The organism is Chitinophaga pendula (assembly GCF_020386615.1).
Classification (GTDB): Bacteria; Bacteroidota; Bacteroidia; order Chitinophagales; family Chitinophagaceae; genus Chitinophaga; species Chitinophaga pendula.
The window spans coordinates 2,034,726-2,054,500 of record NZ_CP077769.1 but is presented as its reverse complement, the minus strand read 5'-3'; the positions used below and the strand labels follow the sequence as shown (position 1 = coordinate 2,054,500).

The window sequence follows — 19,775 nt, the reverse complement described above, 5'->3', positions numbered from 1 at the left end:
CTATCAAATAATTTTAGAATAAATCGGTTGATCGAATAACTAGTATTCGGTGTTCAGGTCTGTAGTAAAACCGGCATATTGTTGTTGTATATGTTGATCATCTATAAGACCTGTGTAAGATATCTTTCTTAAGATAATCTCCGGATCTTCCACAACAGCTTTCATAACACTGCTGAAGTGTTGTATCATATCTTCTATTCGCTCCTTCCTGTACAGATCCGTATTGTATTCTATACTCCCGCTGATGTTACCATCCTGCTCCACAAATTGGAAACGAAGGTCTCCCTTACTGATATGTAGCTCCGGATGTTCTGCCGTTACACTGATCCCATGCATATGTAGGGAATGACCATGGTTCACATCGATGTTCTGTAATATTATCGCTACATCGAACAGCGGATTCCGGCTCAGATCTGCGCCAACGCCCAACTCCTCTACCAGGTGGTCAAAAGGATAGCCCTGATGCGCAAAACCCTCAAGAGATACCGATTTGATCTGCGACAGGTAGGTATTAAAGCTATCTTCTCCGGAAGGGTAACTGCGTAGTGCCAGCGTATTCAGGTAATAACCAATCTGATCTTCCAGGTCCGGATGTTCACGTCCTGCAACAGGAGTACCAATGATCAGGTCCTGCTGACCGGTATACCGGTACAGTAAGGTTTTGACAACCGTCAACAATCCCATAAACAATGTCGCACCACGGCTGTCCAAGTAAGTCCTGAATGAGGAACTTATTGTACTTTCTATAATAAACTGTAGCTGATCACCACGATAACTCGGTACAGACGGACGGGTATGGTCCGGTATCAGCGCCAGTACCGGCAGGTCTCCACTTAAACGGGACAACCAATATTTGCGATCTGTATCAAACTGCCCCGCTCCTATTGTATTTCGCTGCCATTCGCTATAATCTTTGTAATGGATACGAAGAGGAGACAATGGTGATGACAGACCATCACTATAAGCATTATACAGTGACAATAACTCTCGCACCATGATCTGCATGGACCATTCATCTGATATGATATGATGAATCGACAACAACAGCATATGTTGTGTGGAAGACTGCCGTAATAATGACACCCGTAACAAGGGACCTTCGCTCAGCACAAAGGGACGTTCCTGTAGTTGCTGCATAAAACGGCTCAACTGTGTCTCCCTATCGGGTAGGTCGCTGATATCTTCATACGAAATTGAAAAACCGGTGTCTGACACTTCGAGTATACGTTGTACAGGCTCTCCTCCTGACATCACAAACACAGTACGCAGGCTTTCGTGTCTTTCCAGCAAGGTCATAAATGCCGATGAGAGGGCTGCCGGATTCAATATGCCTTCCAGGCGATATACGTCAAGTCCATTGAAGGGTTGTGCGGATGATTCCCGCTGGGCAACCACCCATAGTCGTCGCTGGGCAAAAGATAGCGGATAGTGAGCCTGTGGCGCTGCCGGAGGAATAGGTTCATAATTCACCTTTATCGATGCCCCGATCAGTGCAGCCTGAGCGGCCAAGGTGGTGTGTTTGAAAATATCTGCTATCGTCAGCTGTACTTCATATTCCTTGTAGATACGCGATAGTAACTGGATCGCTTTCAGCGAAGAGCCGCCTACCACAAAAAAAGATGCCGTTCTGCTGATTCGATCAACGCCCAGGATCTGCTGCCAAATACCAGATAATTCCTGCTCCAGACCTGCATGCGGAGCCTCATAGTTATCTCCGCCTGACAAGGAATCAGGACGTGGTAGACGCTTACGGTCTACCTTGCCATTCACATTCAACGGAAACTCCTCCAGCCAGATATAATGACCTGGCAAATGCGCTGCCGGCAACTCCTGCTCCAGCTGATGACGTAATTGCGTGCTTTCATACTGACGCCCGGTGTAGTAGCATAATAAAGTACTATTCAGTTCTTCATCCTGGTGTAGCAATAACTCTACCTGCTCTATACCTTCCTGCCGCAACAATAACCGTTTCACCCCATCCAGTTCCACCCGCACACCATGCAACTTCACCTGGTCATCCCGTCTGCCCAGCAGTTCAAGACTTCCGTCTACACGGTAACGGCCGATGTCACCGGTACGGCATACCATATCAATACGATCGCTCAACAGCGGATTCTGTACAAACAAACTACCATTCAGGCTTTCATCCAGGTAACCGCCACTCATATAAGGGCTACGGATATAAACTTCTCCTATCTCTCCTATTCCACACAACTCGTCTCCGTCTAATACTCCAAAGACAGCATCTTTCATCGCAAAGCCCACCGGTATCGCATCACCGGCACCCCAAACCGTTTCCGTTATGTGATAACAGCTCTTTAATATCGTCGTTTCTGTCAGACCATACAGGTTAGATAACATAGCGCCTCTTCCCTGGTGAGATTGCCAGTTCTCTACATCTCTTCCATATAAGCGTTCGCCGGCCAATACAATATGCCGTAAGCTGGACAACCGCTCTCCGCTGTCTTTCAAACTGCGGGTCAGCAAGCGGAATAAAGTAGGAACCGTCTGTAATACCGTCACCTTCCGGGCAGACAACCAGGTTAGCAACTGCGGGATCTGCTGCCGGGTCCCGGCTGAAGGGACACATAAAGTGCCTCCGCTATATAGTGCAGACAATATATCCTTCAGAGAAGCATCGAAGGTCACCGGCGCCAGCTGGCTGATACGGCTCTCCCGGTTCATCCCAAAACAACCCGTATGCCACCCGATATAATGACTCAGACTATCCAACCGTCCGCGGATACCCTTCGGATGACCGGTAGAACCAGAGGTATAAAAAATGTAACCACCCTTCCCTTCCGACGGCTCAACGGCAGGAAAAGCACTCTCATAATCTTCTAATGCCACTTCCGAAGAGGTATAAACACCTTCCTGATCGCGGAGCAACCTCGCTGTAGTACTCGAAATACTGATCAGCCCATGCACATCAAGGGATAAACTGTTAAGCATATTATCACTGCTTTCCGGTAAGCCTAACAAATAAGGCACCCGGCAATCCAGCTCTTCCAGTAATGGTACCAGCGAGGTAAGTTCACCTAAAGTAGTGATCAACAGACCTGGGCGACTCTCCCGAAGCAAGTACTGTAAGCGCTTCGGCGGCTGACTCAGGTCTACAGGCATGTAGATACTACCACTCTTGATACAACCTAGCAACACAGTGACGACACCTATACCTGCTCCCAGGCAAACACCAGTACATACTTCCGTGAGGCCATAGCTATACAACAGATGCGACAAACGGTTACTCTGCCGCGATAATTCAACATAGCTGATGCTGCTGTTCTCCTCTTCTACCGCCAATCCATCCGGATTACGGGATACCTGCTCCTCTATCACAGTGATCAGCGGCACCGGGGGGGGCAATTCAAAAGGACGCGTGAAATTAGCCCGCAGCAGAACTGTATCATCTTTATGTAAAAGATCCCGTAGCCGTTGATCAGGATCCTGTAATAAACCGCTTAAAACAGTATGTAGATCACTCACCATTTGTTCTATACGCGGACGATCATACAGATCCGTATTATATTCTATACTTCCGCTGATGTTACCATCCTGTTCCACAAACTGAAAACGAAGGTCTCCCTTACTGATATGTAGCTCCGGATGTTCTTCCGCTACAACTATTTTTTCCATTTGCGGAGATGCGCTCGCCGATTGTTCATTTTCCAGTATTAACACTACATCAAATAGAGGTTGCCGGTTAACATCCATACCGATGTCCAACTCCTCCAATAATAAATCAAATGGATAGTCCTGGTTACTAAAAGCATCTAAGGTTGTCTTTTTAACGTTAAACAACAGTTGCTCAAAGCTTTCTGTAGCAGCAAAGGTTGTTCTCAGCGCCAAGGTATTCAGATAGTACCCGATCTGGTCTTCCAGATCAGGGTGACCTCTACCCGCTACAGGCGTACCTATAATAATATCTTGTTGCCCGGTATAACTATATAATAATGTTTTTACCAAGGCCAGCAATCCCATGAAAAGCGTAGCATTCCTTGCGCCCAGGTAATTATTAAAATCCCGGGACAATTGTGTTTCCAGGGTAAAGGGAAGCTGTATACCTCTAAATGTCTTATAAGCTGGCCGGGGTTTATCTGTAGGCAATGCTAGGATCGGCAGTTCTCCTCCTAACTGTTGTATCCAGTATCTACGTTGTTCTTGGAACTTGTCGTTCTGCACTTCCTGCAATTGCCAGGTCGCGTAATCCTTGTATTGTATACGTAATACCGGTAACGAGAATACGTCTTCTCCATTTACCAGGCTATTATATACGGTCAATAGTTCCGACATCATAACCTTCATAGACCAGGCATCGGAGACGATGTGGTGCATAGATAGCAACAGTAAATGTGCATTATCATCCAATTGGAGTAAGTCGGCCTGAAACAGGGGACCGACAGCCAGGTCAACCGGCGCAGCTCCTACTTTAGCTACATGCCTGTTAACTGCCGCATGCTGGTCTGGCATATTTTGAAAATTCAATACGCTAATCTGCCATCCGGTCTCCTCTAATGTCAATATACGTTGCTGCGGTTCTCCGGCGACTGTAGCAAACACAGTACGCAAGCTTTCATGCCTTGACAGCAACACATTAAACGCTTTTGCCAGTGCCGGTATATGTAACGGTCCAATCATTCTGAAGAGCAATACGATCTTGTAGGTTGCTCCACCCGGCATTTGTTCTTCCTGTATCCACAGCCTTCGTTGTGCATGAGACAAGGGATAATACTCCTTCACCGGTACCAGCGGGATAGGCGTATAAGCACTCCCTTCCAGGCTATTGAGAAACCGGATAAGTTCCTGTTTGTTCGCCTTCAGCTCCGCTAAAAGCTCCTCTGTCAATGCGCCTTCCGGCGCATGCAGTTTCAACTGTCCGCTTTCAGTGCGGATAACAATATCCGATTTCTTCAGTTTGAGCAGAAGTTGGTGTATACTCATATCGTAGTTATTTGGGTCGTATTAATGGCACCCGTGGCCTTATGCTGATTTTCTTTTGCCCAGTTCAATAGTTCTATATGTGTCGCCAGTTCTCTGAGATTAGCGGTCAGGAACAAATCTTTCAGTTGTAGTTTCACGCCTATGTCCTTTTGAATACGATACAACACAAGGATCGCCTTTAAAGAATGCCCTCCCAGGAGGAAAAAATTGTCATGCACGCCTATTTGAGGTATGTGCAATATCTCTTCCCAGATATTTACCAGATAGCGTTCCATATCTGTCTCAGGCGGTTGGTAATTCGTTACCTGCCCTATTGGCTCAGGCAATCTGTTTCTATCTATCTTTCCATTAAGGGTAAGGGGGATCTCGTCCAGCTGGATCAGGTGCGTCGGGATCATATATTCAGGTAACTGTGACCATAAATACTGCCGCAAGGTAATTGCCTCGAGAGGAGTATCTGCTGTATAATAAGCTACCAGATACTTATCAATTCCATTCCCGAATGTATGTATGGCAACGTGAGAGACCCCGGCATATTTCAGCAATACGGTCTCGATTTCTCCGGGTTCTATTCGAAATCCCCTTATTTTGACCTGTGCATCCCGTCGTCCCCAATATCGGATATGACCATCCGCTGACCACTCACATAGGTCCCCTGTATTGTATATTATCTTCCCCGGCCGATACGGATCAGTTATAAATTTTTCAGCCGTCAACGTATCATTATTGATGTATCCCTTTGACAGTCCTATTCCACCGACAAACAAGGTTCCAGGTACACCGACCGGAGTAGGTTGCCTTTCATTATCCAAAATATAGGCCCACAGATTGGTCAACGGCGTACCAATCAGGTCTGCATCTGCTGGTTGTAATATCTTTTTCCAGGTGGCATATACGGTCGTTTCCGTAGGACCATACATATTCCATAATGCTGCACAACGGCTCAACAGCTGCTCCGCCAAATGGCTGTTTAAAGCCTCCCCTCCTGTGATCAAACGACTTTCAGATGATCCTTGCCAACCACTCTCTACAAGCAGGTGCCAGACACCAGGTGTTGCCTGCATTATTGTAACCTGTCGGCTTTCCAGTATCTCAATCAATAAAGCCGGTGATTGTACTTCCTCAGTTGTCGCCAGTATCAACCGGGCGCCACAGATGAGCGGCAACCATATTTCTACTACTGACATATCAAAAGCGGCGGTAGTTACAGCCAACCAAGTATCTAGCAGGTTTACTGACAACGCCTGTCGCAGGTTTTCCAACAAATTACTTACCGCGTCATGACGGATCATTACACCTTTAGGCCACCCTGTGGAGCCGGATGTATAGATCACATACGCCAGATTTTGCATATGCCCAACAGCTATCTCTTTCATGGCTGACAGAGGAAGTCTTTCTAATAAGGGCTGAGGTATCAACTTATGTCCATTCCATGTATCCAGTGATGGCAAATGGCCTTCTTCCGTCAACACCACATTGACGCCCCCCTGTTCTAACATGTACTGTATGCGTGCAGCAGGCGCATTAACATCTATAGGCAGGTAAGCTGCTCCTGTTTTCAGGACCGCCAACATTGCAATTACAAGCCACTCGCTCCGTTCTAATAAAACACCTACAAGACGACCTTCTCCAATTCCATATTGAGTATGCAAATATGTAGCTAACGTGCTCGCATACCGATTCAATAAACTATAGGTTAATTCCCTTCCTCCGCAGATCAGCGCTATTTTATCGGGATATAAGACTGCATTGTCGGCAATGAGTTGATAAAAAGGCGCTTCATACTGCACTTCGCCACCTGTATTACTGAAATCGTATAACAGTTGTGTTCTTTCCTTTTCCGACAAATAATCGAGTTTATCTATTCTCATTTCCGGCATATCCAACGCCACATCCATTAACGAATGCAAGTGCTGCGCTATCCTTTCTATCCGGGCATGCTTGTATATATCCGTGTTATACTCAATAATAAGTGCTAATCCCTCTTTACTATTTTTGAAATAGAACGTCAAATCAAATTTGCTCCCTGCATCCGGTACACGCACCTCGCTGATCCTTATATCACCAGACACCACTTGAGGTTCCCCTGCATCAGCATCAACCAGTACTACCATTACGTTAAACAAAGGGGAGCGGCTCAGGTCGCGTTTGATAGGAAGTTCTTCGACCAGCAGATCAAAGGGATATTCCTTATGCGAGTAAGCCTGGAGAGCATTTTCTTTTACCGCCGCCAATAATGCAGATAGTCCCTTACCCGGATCTATATCCGTGCGGACCACCAGGGTATTGATAAATAACCCTACCTGCCCAGCCAGATCAGCATGTTCTCTTCCCGTCACCGGGATGCCTACCAACAAATCTGTTATGCCGGTATACCTGAACAACAATAGCTTTACGACAGCTAGTAAGCCTATAAATAGCGAGGTATTGTACTCCTGTGTGAAAGTGACTAGTTTTTTCGCAGCCGCTTCCGGGATATTCCATGTCAGCGTAGTCCCATTATATGTCTGTATAGCCGGACGAGCAAAATCCGATGGCATGTCCAGCACCGGGATATCACCTGCAAGTTTATCCATCCAGTATTCCCGGCTCTTTTTGTATTTATTCTCTTTAAGTAACGACCGCTGCCAAACAGCATAATCCTTATACTGTATTCGTAACGGCTGCCTCTCATTTTGCGTTGCATTACGATATTTATCATAGCCGGATAAAAACTCCTTTATCAGTAACTGCATAGACCATTCATCCGTCACTATATGATGAATGTAAAGCAGCAGGTAATAATGTGCTGTATGAAGCTGGTATAGGGCGACTTTTACTAATTGGCCAGATTGTATATCTAAGGGCTCTTTTATTATTTGACTAACATGCTCTCTTGCAGCAATTAGCGGATCAGGCAACCCGCGAAAGTCTTTAACTAACACTGTAAAATTAACTTGTTTCGTATCAAGTATCTTCTGGCGCACTTCGTTATTCACCACCACAAAAGATGTACGGAGGCTTTCATGACGTTCTATCAATTCTTCAAACACCTTTTTCACAATATTCGGATCGACCTCACCATTAATATCCGACAGCATGGGTATAGTATATGCACTGGCATCTCCCCCCATCTGCTGCAGCATCCAAAGCCTTTGTTGCGCATGAGACAGGGGGTAATCGGCTTGTACAGGTGCCGGTGTTATCCGATCACTGGCTGCGGTGTGTACGCTTTCAAGGAGCGTAACAATACCCTCCTTATGCGTTTTGATTATCTTAATTAGTTCGGGAGTAAGAGCTCCTTCCGGCGCCGTTATATTTAATTGACCATTCTCCAGGCGGATGTTCACTCGTAGCTCCCTCAGTTTGACTAAGAGATCGTTTATAGTCATATTACAATTTTATCGACATGGGTACTGCTGATTGCTTCATCCTGCAAGTCCTTTGCCCATTCCAGCAGGCAGATCTGATCATATAGTTCTGCCAATACGGGCTTAAGGAAAATATGTTTCAACTCAATTTTAACAGTCATTTCCTGTTGAATGCGCGACAGTATTTTTAATGCATTCAGTGAATGCCCACCTAACAAAAAGAAATTGTCGTATATGCCCACCTGCTCAATACCTAGTATATCCTTCCATATTTCTGCCAGTTTTGCCTCGGTTTCAGTACGTGGCGGAATATACGTTACGATGTTTCTTTGAGGCATAGGAAGTTGGACAGTATCGATTTTACCATTTGCCGTCAGGGGTAGCTTATCTAATTGAATGAAATAGCCAGGCAACATATATACCGGCAAATATTTTGACAAATTATCACGAAGCACTGCCGGGTCATGTGTTATTGGGGAGATATAGTATGCAACTAAATATTTGTCGTTATCCTTTCCTAATGCCGTTACGATGACCTGTTGTATATGCTCCTCTTTCAGTAGTACCCGTTCTATTTCCGACAGTTCTATGCGATATCCTCTTACTTTGACCTGTGTATCCGCACGCCCGAGGAATTCGATATTACCATCCGGCAGCCATCGTGCAAGGTCTCCTGTATTATACAAAACATCTTGTCCGTACAACTGACCGGTAAACTTTTCCGCGGTCAGTTCAGGGCGATTCAGGTACCCCTTTGCCAGACCGCTACCTCCTATATAGAGCTTTCCCTTAATACCTATAGGTTGTAATTGGAGCATATCGTCCAGTATATAGATGCTTCGCCCGGTAATTGGCGTTCCGATAGCGGCCGGCTTGCCCGCTGTATCAACTACCCGGCAGGAAGTAGTCACCACCGTTGACTCAGTAGGACCATAGTTATTATATAATTTACAGGGAGGAGTAGTAACAGCGCCCAGTTCTTCTCCCCCTGTCAGCAGAACCAGGTCTTTGCTCACAGGAATTTGACTATTCAGGAACAATCTGCAGACAGCAGTTGGTAAAAAACAATGTGTAATGTGTTGTATTGTTATGAACTGCCCCAGCAATGGCATATCCAGTTTAATATGTTCAGGTATCGGCATGAGACACGCGCCGGAAAGCAGGTAGGGCCATATCTCCCATCCTGAAGCGTCAAAACTGATGCCTGCGTACAATGTGGCTTTACTCTTTTCCGACACCTCAAACGTTTTGTTATGCCATTGACATAATTGTACGATACTCTCATGAGCGATCACTACCCCTTTGGGGTGTCCTGTGGAACCGGATGTATAAATTACATACGCAGTGTCCGTACTTTGGGGAGCCAACGGTATCTCTATTTCCGGATATGTCACTACCTCCTTCCAATTGTCCGGTACATATATCATTTCGACATCGAACAGCGTAATATCCGTGTCTGTCAATGCGATTTTCACGTTCGCATCCTTTGCTATATAACGGATCCTTTCCACTGGTAGTAAAGGATCAATTGGCAAATAAGAAGCGCCTAATTTTAGAATAGCCAGCATACCTGCAAGCAGCCACTCACTGTGCGTACATAACAATGGAATAACTGCCCCCTTTTTAACCTCATATTGGGTGTATATGTACTGTGCCAGCCGGTTGGACATAATATTCAGCTCCCGGTAACTTATCTCTTTGTTTCCGTCCTTAAAGGCAAGGAGCTCCGGAGAACATCTTACTTGCCTTTCGAACAGTTCGACCAATGTAGATCTGGTCGATGCAGGAACTGCCGGATTAAATCCGAATAACAATATCTCTTTTTCTGTATCGGAAAGCAATTGTGCCGTATGCAATGATTTAGAAGGATCATTCACCAAACTTTCCGTAAGATTTATGATATGCTGCCCCAGCCTCGTTATACGGCCATACTCAAATAAGCTATCATTATACTCGAGTGTAAATGATATTCCTTTATCTGTTTCCCGGAACAAAAAAGTAAGATCGAATTTACTAACGCCGGCATGTACGGGTAATTCTTCAAATGTTAGCTGTCCCGTTGTTTCTTGCTGCCACACATGCTGTAACACTACCATAATATCGAAAAGGGGAGCATGTCCGGTATCACGTGGTAATTGAAGGTCCTGAACCAGCAGATCAAAAGGATAGGCCTGATGGCCATAGGCATTTAATAAATTACCATTCACTTCGGCCAGCAATTCGAGCAAATTCATCTGTCCTGACAACCTGCTGCGTAAGGCCAATGTATTCACAAAAAAACCGATCTGATTTTCAGTATCCGGATGATCTCTCCCTGCAACCGGTATTCCGATTATCTGGTCTGCCTGACCGGTATAACGGAATAAGATCGCATGTACAAGGGAGAGGAGTCCTGCGAAAAGACTGACCTGTTGTTTCTTCAGTAAGTCGATGAGTATTGCTGTAGTTGCCGTTGGCAGTTCAAAAGTCTGTCTGTTACCTTTATACTGCGGAAGGACTGGCCTTGAAAAATCAGACGGCAATTCCAATACAGGAGGCAGGTCATGAAGGCGTTCCAGCCAGTATGTCCGATGTATGGCCATTTCATCTCCCGCGAGGAGCTCCAATTGCCAATATGCATAATCTTTATACTGGTGTGTTAAAGGCGGCAGCTGCTCTACCCGACCTTCCATTAACTTACTGTAGGTGGACAGCCATTCTCTGACCAGTACATTTACAGACCATTCATCTGCTATTATATGATGAATAGCGAATAAACATTGGTAAGTAGTTGTGGAAAGCTTCCATAACCAAACGTGCAGTAATGGCGTTTTGCCGATATCAAATGTCCATGTAATAGCTTGTAGTACTCCATTTGAGAGAGCAACCTCCTGGTCGGCTATATCACTTAAATCTTTATAGTTGATAATCCCGCTGCTTTCTTCCGGTGCTCCTATACATTGGTAAGGCTCTCCATTGATCTCTCCGAAAGTAGTACGCAGGCTTTCATGTCTTGCGACTAACTTATTGAGGGACGCTTCCATCAGATGAGGGTCCAGGCTCCCCTGTATTTTATAATGCACCAGTATGTTATATGCATTACCGGCCCCTTCAAACTGCTCCAGTATCCACAATCTGCGTTGCGCAGGAGAAAGTGGATAATGCGATTGGAATGGAGCCAGCGGAATGGACACATGGATATCCCGCTGCTGTTGAGATGCTGCGGCTGCCTGAGAACGGAGGTCCGGATAGCTGAACATCTCTCCTAAACCCTGCTTAACACCATGCTGCTGATATAAACGTGCTAACACCTGCATCGCCTTCAGCGACTGGCCTCCTAATTCAAAAAAGTTATCTGTCACACTAATCGTAGCTACTCCCAATACCTCTGACCAGATAGCAGATAACAACCGTTCTGTCGCAGTCGACGGGGCTACATAACTTTGGAGTATCGTATCCCCGGGTGCTGGTAAAAGATCCCGCGCGACCTTACCATGTGCAGTCATCGGCAATTGCGGTAACTCCACAAAATAAGTCGGCACCATATAAGAAGGCACGCGATGACTTAACCAGCTACGCAACGAACTAGCTGATAAGGGAACCGACGAGGTATAATAAGCTGCCAGGCGGCTACCCTCCCCTAAACGTAAACCTATCACCTCCACCTGCGCAATCCCTTCATATTGAGACAGCATATAAGCTACTTCTCCAGGCTCCACACGGTAGCCATGGATCTTCAACTGGTCATCCGCCCGGCCGGTGAACTCCAAGGTACCATCAGCACGCCAGCGACCATAATCACCACTACGATATAAAAGACCTGTACCATCCGGATGCGCTATAAATCGCGCTGCCGTCAGTGAGGGACGTCCATAATAGCCCAGGCTCAGACCTTTACCACCAAGATAAAGCTCTCCAATGATCCCCACCGGTTGCTCCCGAAGCGCTCCATCCAGCACATATACCTGGCGATTAGCTATCGGACGGCCTATTATACCCGCTTCTGATAAATCTTCTATACGATGATAACTGGCACATACCGTACTCTCTGTCGGTCCATAACTATTATAAAGCCGCACATGAGCAGGCATATGGGAGATATGACTACGCTGTAACTGATCGCCGCCACTGATCGCTATACGCAGACTAGCCAACCGGGATGTATACCCTCTTAATGCATCCAGCACCAGCGGCGTCGTACTTAATAAGGTAACCTGCTCCTCTTCAATAGCCGCACTCAGCCCGTCGACATCGGCACCACCGCCTCGTAACAACACCAGCCGGCCTCCAACAGATAACACAGGATAGATCTCCTCCACTGCGGTATCAAAAGATAAAGATGATTGTTGTATTACTACATCATCAGGCCGTAACTCAAAGTAATTCCGGAAGGTATAGACATAATCAAGTAGTGATGCATGACTGATCATCACTCCTTTAGGATGACCGGTAGAGCCGGAAGTATACATCACATAAGCCAGCATATCACCCGATATAGCTGGTGTTACAATTACTTCATCTCTCACCCGAGCAGAAAGAAGGGGCGATATAGCAAACACCTGGCAGCGATCCTGAACTGTAACGCTGTAATGATCATACTGATCATCAGGAACCAACAGCGTGGTCAGACCACTGTCTGATATCATATAATCGATACGGGAGGATGGATAACTACCATCTAATGGAACATAGGCACAACCGGCCTTTAATATTCCCAACATTGCAATTATCTGTAACGGGCTCCGGTCTGATAAAAGACCTATCAATGCGCCTACCCGTACCTGGCAATCAGATTGCAGGCGGTGCGATAAACGGGTAACCTGATCCCCCAGTTCAGCATAACTCCAGCAGGCACCTTCGTACACCAAAGCAGTACGATCTCCCCATTCATAGCATTGAGCCGATAATAATGAACTGATATCCGTATAACCGGTATCATAAGAAACAGACGTCGCATTAAAACCGGATAGCAATGCTCGTTCTCCTTCTCCCAACAGATCATAAAATGACAGGGAGGCATCCGGAGATGAGAGCACACCACTACATAAATTGACGAAGTGATCCAGCAGGCTCTCCATCTGCAATACACCGAACATGTCGCTATTGTAACGCAGTTTCAACTCCAGCTCTTCCCCTCGCGGCCAACATTCCAACTGTAAGGGTGTCAGGCTGCTCCCATTATCTATGTCTACGGCCGTTACGTCCACATCTGGCAGCTCCAGCGCAAAACCATGGGCCTGATCAAACTGCTGATATAAGAACAGCAAGTCAAATAAGGGGGAACGACCGGTTCCTGGTGCCACCGATAGCCCTTCCAACGCTTCATCACTGAACTCCTGGTGATCATAAGCGTCCAGTAATAACGACTGCACCTGTTGCTGCAGCTCCATAAACGACATCCCCCCTGACAGGCGGATACGGATAGGTAATAACTGCAAATAGTAGCCTATCTGATCTTCCAGGTCACGATGATAACGACCCGCCGTATCTGTACTGATCACCAGGTCTTCCTGCCCGGTGTAGCGGTATAGCTGCAACGCCATTACGGACATCAGTGTTGTAAACACCGTCTGATGACCCGATTCACTTAATTGCTTCAGCCCCTTCCATACAGGTGCCGGCAGACGACGGCAAATAATATGTCCTCGAAGCCAGGTGGCAGCGGCACCATTATGCAGAACCGGCAGATCTAACACCGGCAGCGGACCGGAAAGCTGCCGCTGCCAATAATCGACAGATCCCGCACCGGCACCCGCCTGGAAGCGGTCACTGCGCCAATGCAGGTAATCTTTATACTGTAGCCGGGGCAATGAAGGAAGAGCTCCCCCATTCCTGTATATATGGTATAGCGTACGGAGCTCACGGCTCAGCACCTCTATGGACCAACCATCGCTGACAATATGGTGGATCACCAGAATAAAAACATATTCCGAAGCTGACAGCTGCAATAAAGATACCCGTAACAACGGTCCCTGCTCCAGGTCAAAGGGCTGACGGCTCTGGGTATGTGCATACTCCACTGCCTGTTGACGGCCGTCTGGTGACTTCGACAGATCTGTGTATGCTACTTCAAAACAAATCTCTTCAAAGGGAAGGACTACCTGTACCACCGCGGTATCCTGTTGGCGAAAAACAGTCCGGAGGCTTTCATGGCGGCGAACCAGTTCCTTAAAAGCATTATTGAAGGAGGAATAGTCAAAACTTCCCTCCTTAAGATCATTAAGCTGGCATAACCATGACAGATTAAGTGCCACGGTTCCACTATGCATTTGCTCCAGTATCCACAATCTGCGTTGCGCAGGAGAAAGTGGATAATGCGATTGGAATGGAGCCAGCGGAATAGACACATGGATATCCTGCTGCTGTTGAGATGCTGCGGCTGCCTGAGAACGGAGATCCGGATAGCTGAACATCTCTCCTAAACCCTGCTTAACACCATGCTGCTGATATAAACGTGTTAACACCTGCATCGCCTTCAGCGACTGGCCTCCTAATTCAAAAAAGTTATCTGTCACACTAATCGTAGCTACTCCCAATACCTCTGACCAGATAGCAGATAACAACCGTTCTGTCGCAGTCGACGGGGCTACATAACTTTGGAGTATCGTATCCCCGGGTGCTGGTAAAAGATCCCGCGCGACCTTACCATGTGCAGTCATCGGCAATTGCGGTAACTCCACAAAATAAGTCGGCACCATATAAGAAGGCACGCGATGACTTAACCAGCTACGCAACGAACTAGCTGATAAGGGAACCGACGAGGTATAGTAAGCTGCCAGGCGGCTACCCTCCCCTAAACGTAAACCTATCACCTCCACCTGCGCAATCCCTTCATATTGAGACAGCATATAAGCTACTTCTCCAGGCTCCACACGGTAGCCATGGATCTTCAACTGGTCATCCGCCCGGCCGGTGAACTCCAAGGTACCATCAGCACGCCAGCGACCATAATCACCACTACGATATAAAAGACCTGTACCATCCGGATGCGCTATAAATCGCGCTGCCGTCAGTGAGGGACGTCCATAATAGCCCAGGCTCAGACCTTTACCACCAAGATAAAGCTCTCCAATGATCCCCACCGGTTGCTCCCGAAGCGCTCCATCCAGCACATATACCTGGCGATTAGCTATCGGACGGCCTATTATACCTGCTTCTGATAAATCTTCTATACGATGATAACTGGCACATACCGTACTCTCTGTCGGTCCATAACTATTATAAAGCCGCACATGAGCAGGCATATGGGAGATATGACTACGCTGTAACTGATCGCCGCCACTGATCGCTATACGCAGACTAGCCAACCGGGATGTATACCCTCTTAATGCATCCAGCACCAGCGGCGTCGTACTTAATAAGGTAACCTGCTCCTCTTCAATAGCCGCACTCAGCCCGTCGACATCGGCACCACCGCCTCGTAACAACACCAGCCGGCCTCCAACAGATAACACAGGATAGATCTCCTCCACTGCGGTATCAAAAGATAAAGATGATTGTTGTATTACTACATCATCAGGCCGTAACTCAAAGTAATTCCGGAAGGTATAGACATAATCAAGTAGTGATGCATGACTGATCATCACTCCTTTAGGATGACCGGTAGAGCCGGAAGTATACATCACATAAGCCAGCATATCACCCGATATAGCTGGTGTTACAATTACTTCATCTCTCACCCGAGCAGAAAGAAGGGGCGATATAGCAAACACCTGGCAGCGATCCTGAACTGTAACGCTGTAATGATCATACTGATCATCAGGAACCAACAGCGTGGTCAGACCACTGTCTGATATCATATAATCGATACGGGAGGATGGATAACTACCATCTAATGGAACATAGGCACAACCGGCCTTTAATATCCCCAACATTGCAATTATCTGTAACGGGCTCCGGTCTGATAAAAGACCTATCAATGCGCCTACCCGTACCTGGCAATCAGATTGCAGGCGGTGCGATAAACGGGTAACCTGATCCCCCAGTTCAGCATAACTCCAGCAGGCACCTTCGTACACCAAAGCAGTACGATCTCCCCATTCATAGCATTGAGCCGATAATAATGAACTGATATCCGTATAACCGGTATCATAAGAAACAGACGTCGCATTAAAACCGGATAGCAATGCTCGTTCTCCTTCTCCCAGCAGATCATAAAATGACAGGGAGGCATCCGGAGATGAGAGCACACCACTACATAAATTGACGAAGTGATCCAGCAGGCTCTCCATCTGCAATACACCGAACATGTCGCTATTGTAACGCAGTTTCAACTCCAGCTCTTCCCCTCGCGGCCAGCATTCCAACTGTAAGGGTGTCAGGCTGCTCCCATTATCTATGTCTACGGCCGTTACGTCCACATCTGGCAGCTCCAGCGCAAAACCATGGGCCTGATCAAACTGCTGATATAAGAACAGCAAGTCAAATAAGGGGGAACGACCGGTTCCTGGTGCCACCGATAGCCCTTCCAACGCTTCATCACTGAACTCCTGGTGATCATAAGCGTCCAGTAATAACGACTGCACCTGTTGCTGCAGCTCCATAAACGACATCCCCCCTGACAGGCGGATACGGATAGGTAATAACTGCAAATAGTAGCCTATCTGATCTTCCAGGTCACGATGATAACGGCCCGCCGTATCTGTACTGATCACCAGGTCTTCCTGCCCGGTGTAGCGGTATAGCTGCAACGCCATTACGGACATCAGTGTTGTAAACACCGTCTGATGACCCGATTCACTTAATTGCTTCAGCCCCTTCCATACAGGTGCCGGCAGACGACGACAAATAATATGTCCTCGAAGCCAGGTGGCAGCGGCACCATTATGCAGAACCGGCAGATCTAACACCGGCAGCGGACCGGAAAGCTGCCGCTGCCAATAATCGACAGATCCCGCACCGGCACCCGCCTGGAAGCGGTCACTGCGCCAATGCAGGTAATCTTTATACTGTAGCCGGGGCAATGAAGGAAGAGCTCCCCCATTCCTGTATATATGGTACAGCGTACGGAGCTCACGGCTCAGCACCTCTATGGACCAACCATCGCTGACAATATGGTGGATCACCAGAATAAAAACATATTCCGAAGCTGACAGCTGCAATAAAGATACCCGTAACAACGGTCCCTGCTCCAGGTCAAAGGGCTGACGGCTCTGGGTATGTGCATACTCCACTGCCTGTTGACGGCCGTCTGGTGACTTCGACAGATCTGTGTATGCTACTTCAAAACAAATCTCTTCAAAGGGAAGGACTACCTGTACCACCGCGGTATCCTGTTGGCGAAAAACAGTCCGGAGGCTTTCATGGCGACGAACCAGTTCCTTAAAAGCATTATTAAAGGAGGAATAGTCAAATTTTCCTGCTATCTTATTAACGCTCACGATATTTGCTGCTGCATTTCCCGGTTGTACCTGCTCTAATAACCAGAAGCGAAGTTGTCCCCGACTTAACCTGTAATGATGATAATCCGGACTCACGTTGATGCCGGCAACTGTCTGACCTGGTACCTCGTTTGCCAAACGTTGATGCAATTTTCCAACGGTAGTGTTTTCAAATACTTCTTTCGGGGTAAGATGATATCCTTCCCTTTCCAACCTGCTTATCAATTTAATAGCCTTGAGGCTATTAAGCCCTCCCGCAAAGAGATCGACATCCGGGCCTATCAGTTTGGGCACTGTATTGAGGAGATCCGCAACAATTATTACTAATTTCTGCCAACACTCATCGACTCCTTGATCTGCTGTTATCGGATGCAGGCGTTCAATTTCCATTAATTGCTGATCAAACGCCCCCTGCTGATATGCCTCGACTAATAGATAGTGTTGTATTTTACCACTGGTTGTTTTGGGTATTGTTTTGACCGGTACGATATTATCTGGCAGGAGGTTCATCGCATTCTCTATCTTATCCCTGATACGCATCATCAGCAACCGGAAATCTGCCGCTTTTCCTTTGAATTGTACAAAAACAATCAGCTGCTGCTGGTCGTTAAGACGTTCTTTGGCAGCACAGGCTACTACAGTGCCCGGTCTTACGCCCTCCGCCTGCTGTGCAAAATATTCTATATCCTGAGGATAGTAGTTCTGTCCATTAATTATAATGATATTCTTTTTCCGCCCGGTTATTACCAAGGTGTTATTTACCAGGTATCCGAGGTCGCCTGTATTGAGCCAGTTTTCTCTATCGATCACTTCATTGGTTACAACCGCATCGTTGTAATATCCCTTTGTTACATTCTCTCCTTTTATCCATATTATGCCAATATGCTCATCTGGTAAAATATTTCCATGAATATCACCAATTTTGATCCGGCAGTTCGACACCGCCTTTCCTACACAAGCGAAATAGACGGGTTGTGTGTTATTTCCCGGCACTACATTTCTGACCCTTTCTCCGACTTGCAGATAGTTTCGGTCCAATGCAACAAATCGCACAGCCTCTCCCGGTTCCGGCAGCGTTACTGCAACACATGCTTCCGCCAAACCATATCCAGGATACATGGTATTACCCGGAAGACCATATCTTTCCATCCTCGCAGCGAATTCCTCACAAAGCATTTTATTGATGGGTTCCGCTCCATTATAGATAATTCTGACATTATGCAGTTTCCATGCGGGAGCATCCCCTACGTTATTCAACGCCGAGAGCAAATATTGATATCCAAAATTGGGAGCATACAATTGAGTGATCTGATGTTCACTCGCTTTATCCATCCAAATGAGTGGGCGCCGAATGAATAGATTAACTGGCATCAGGTATTGCATAATACCAGTATAGAGGGTTGTCAGGTGAAAACATATCAGCCCCATATCATGTGTCAGCGGCAGCCAGCTAAGTGCTTTATCTATACCGGTAGTGCAGGATCGTTCTGCTATATCTGACATATTGGCCAGCAGATTGCGATGCGTCAGTGCAACACCTTTAGGATTTCCTGTAGAACCGGACGAGAATTGGATATATGCGATATCGTCCGGATTGATATCTTCGGCTTCAGCGTTACCCTGATCAGGCAATAGCGAAGCATTGATATATCTTGATTGCATGAAGGAAAAAACGTCTTCATGATCTTTCCCTGCCGCTAATATGCCTGTATCCTCTTTCCAATCCTTTTCTCCAATAATAAAGGGATGGTTCAGTTTATTCCATATGTTAAAAAGCTTCTGTTTGTGACCTTCCTGACTACCTAAAGATACCGGTACGGGAATGATCCCTCCTAGCAGACATCCCCAAAAAGCCTTTAGGAGTAAATCATTACGTTCCAATCTTATGATCAGTTCATCTCCTTTATTCACGCCCAGCTTCCGGAAATAACATAATGCTGCCGTTGCTTCTTTTTTCAAAGCAGCATAGGATAAATACTTTTCTTCGCCTGATCCGCTTATGAAGGTGATACCGGTATTACGCTGCGAAGCCTGCTCCAATATGGTGATTAACGTGGTCTGCTGTTGCATAGTAGTAAACAGAACTGGACACACTAAGGCAATCTAGTATATGCCGCTAGTTATG

At 46.7% G+C, this 19,775-nt stretch carries 3 protein-coding genes; all 3 read right to left on the bottom strand.

Features of this window, described 5'->3' with window-relative positions:
- Positions 1–39 precede the first annotated feature (39 nt).
- From KTO58_RS07910 to KTO58_RS07900, 3 genes are read right to left on the bottom strand one after another with little or no spacing between them, the layout of a single operon-like run.
- Positions 40–4,941, bottom strand: coding sequence for a condensation domain-containing protein (locus KTO58_RS07910; RefSeq protein ID WP_225860125.1), 4,902 nt, complete (start codon positions 4,939–4,941; stop codon positions 40–42).
- Entirely contained in the window at positions 4,938–8,312 is a 3,375-nt protein-coding gene (locus KTO58_RS07905; protein WP_095839901.1) for a non-ribosomal peptide synthetase, read from the bottom strand. Before KTO58_RS07905 ends, KTO58_RS07910 begins: the two co-directional genes overlap by 4 nt.
- On the bottom strand, positions 8,309–19,720 hold the full coding sequence (locus KTO58_RS07900; RefSeq protein WP_225860124.1) for a non-ribosomal peptide synthetase: 11,412 nt from the start codon (positions 19,718–19,720) through the stop codon (positions 8,309–8,311). Before KTO58_RS07900 ends, KTO58_RS07905 begins: the two co-directional genes overlap by 4 nt.
- Positions 19,721–19,775: the final 55 nt, after the last annotated feature.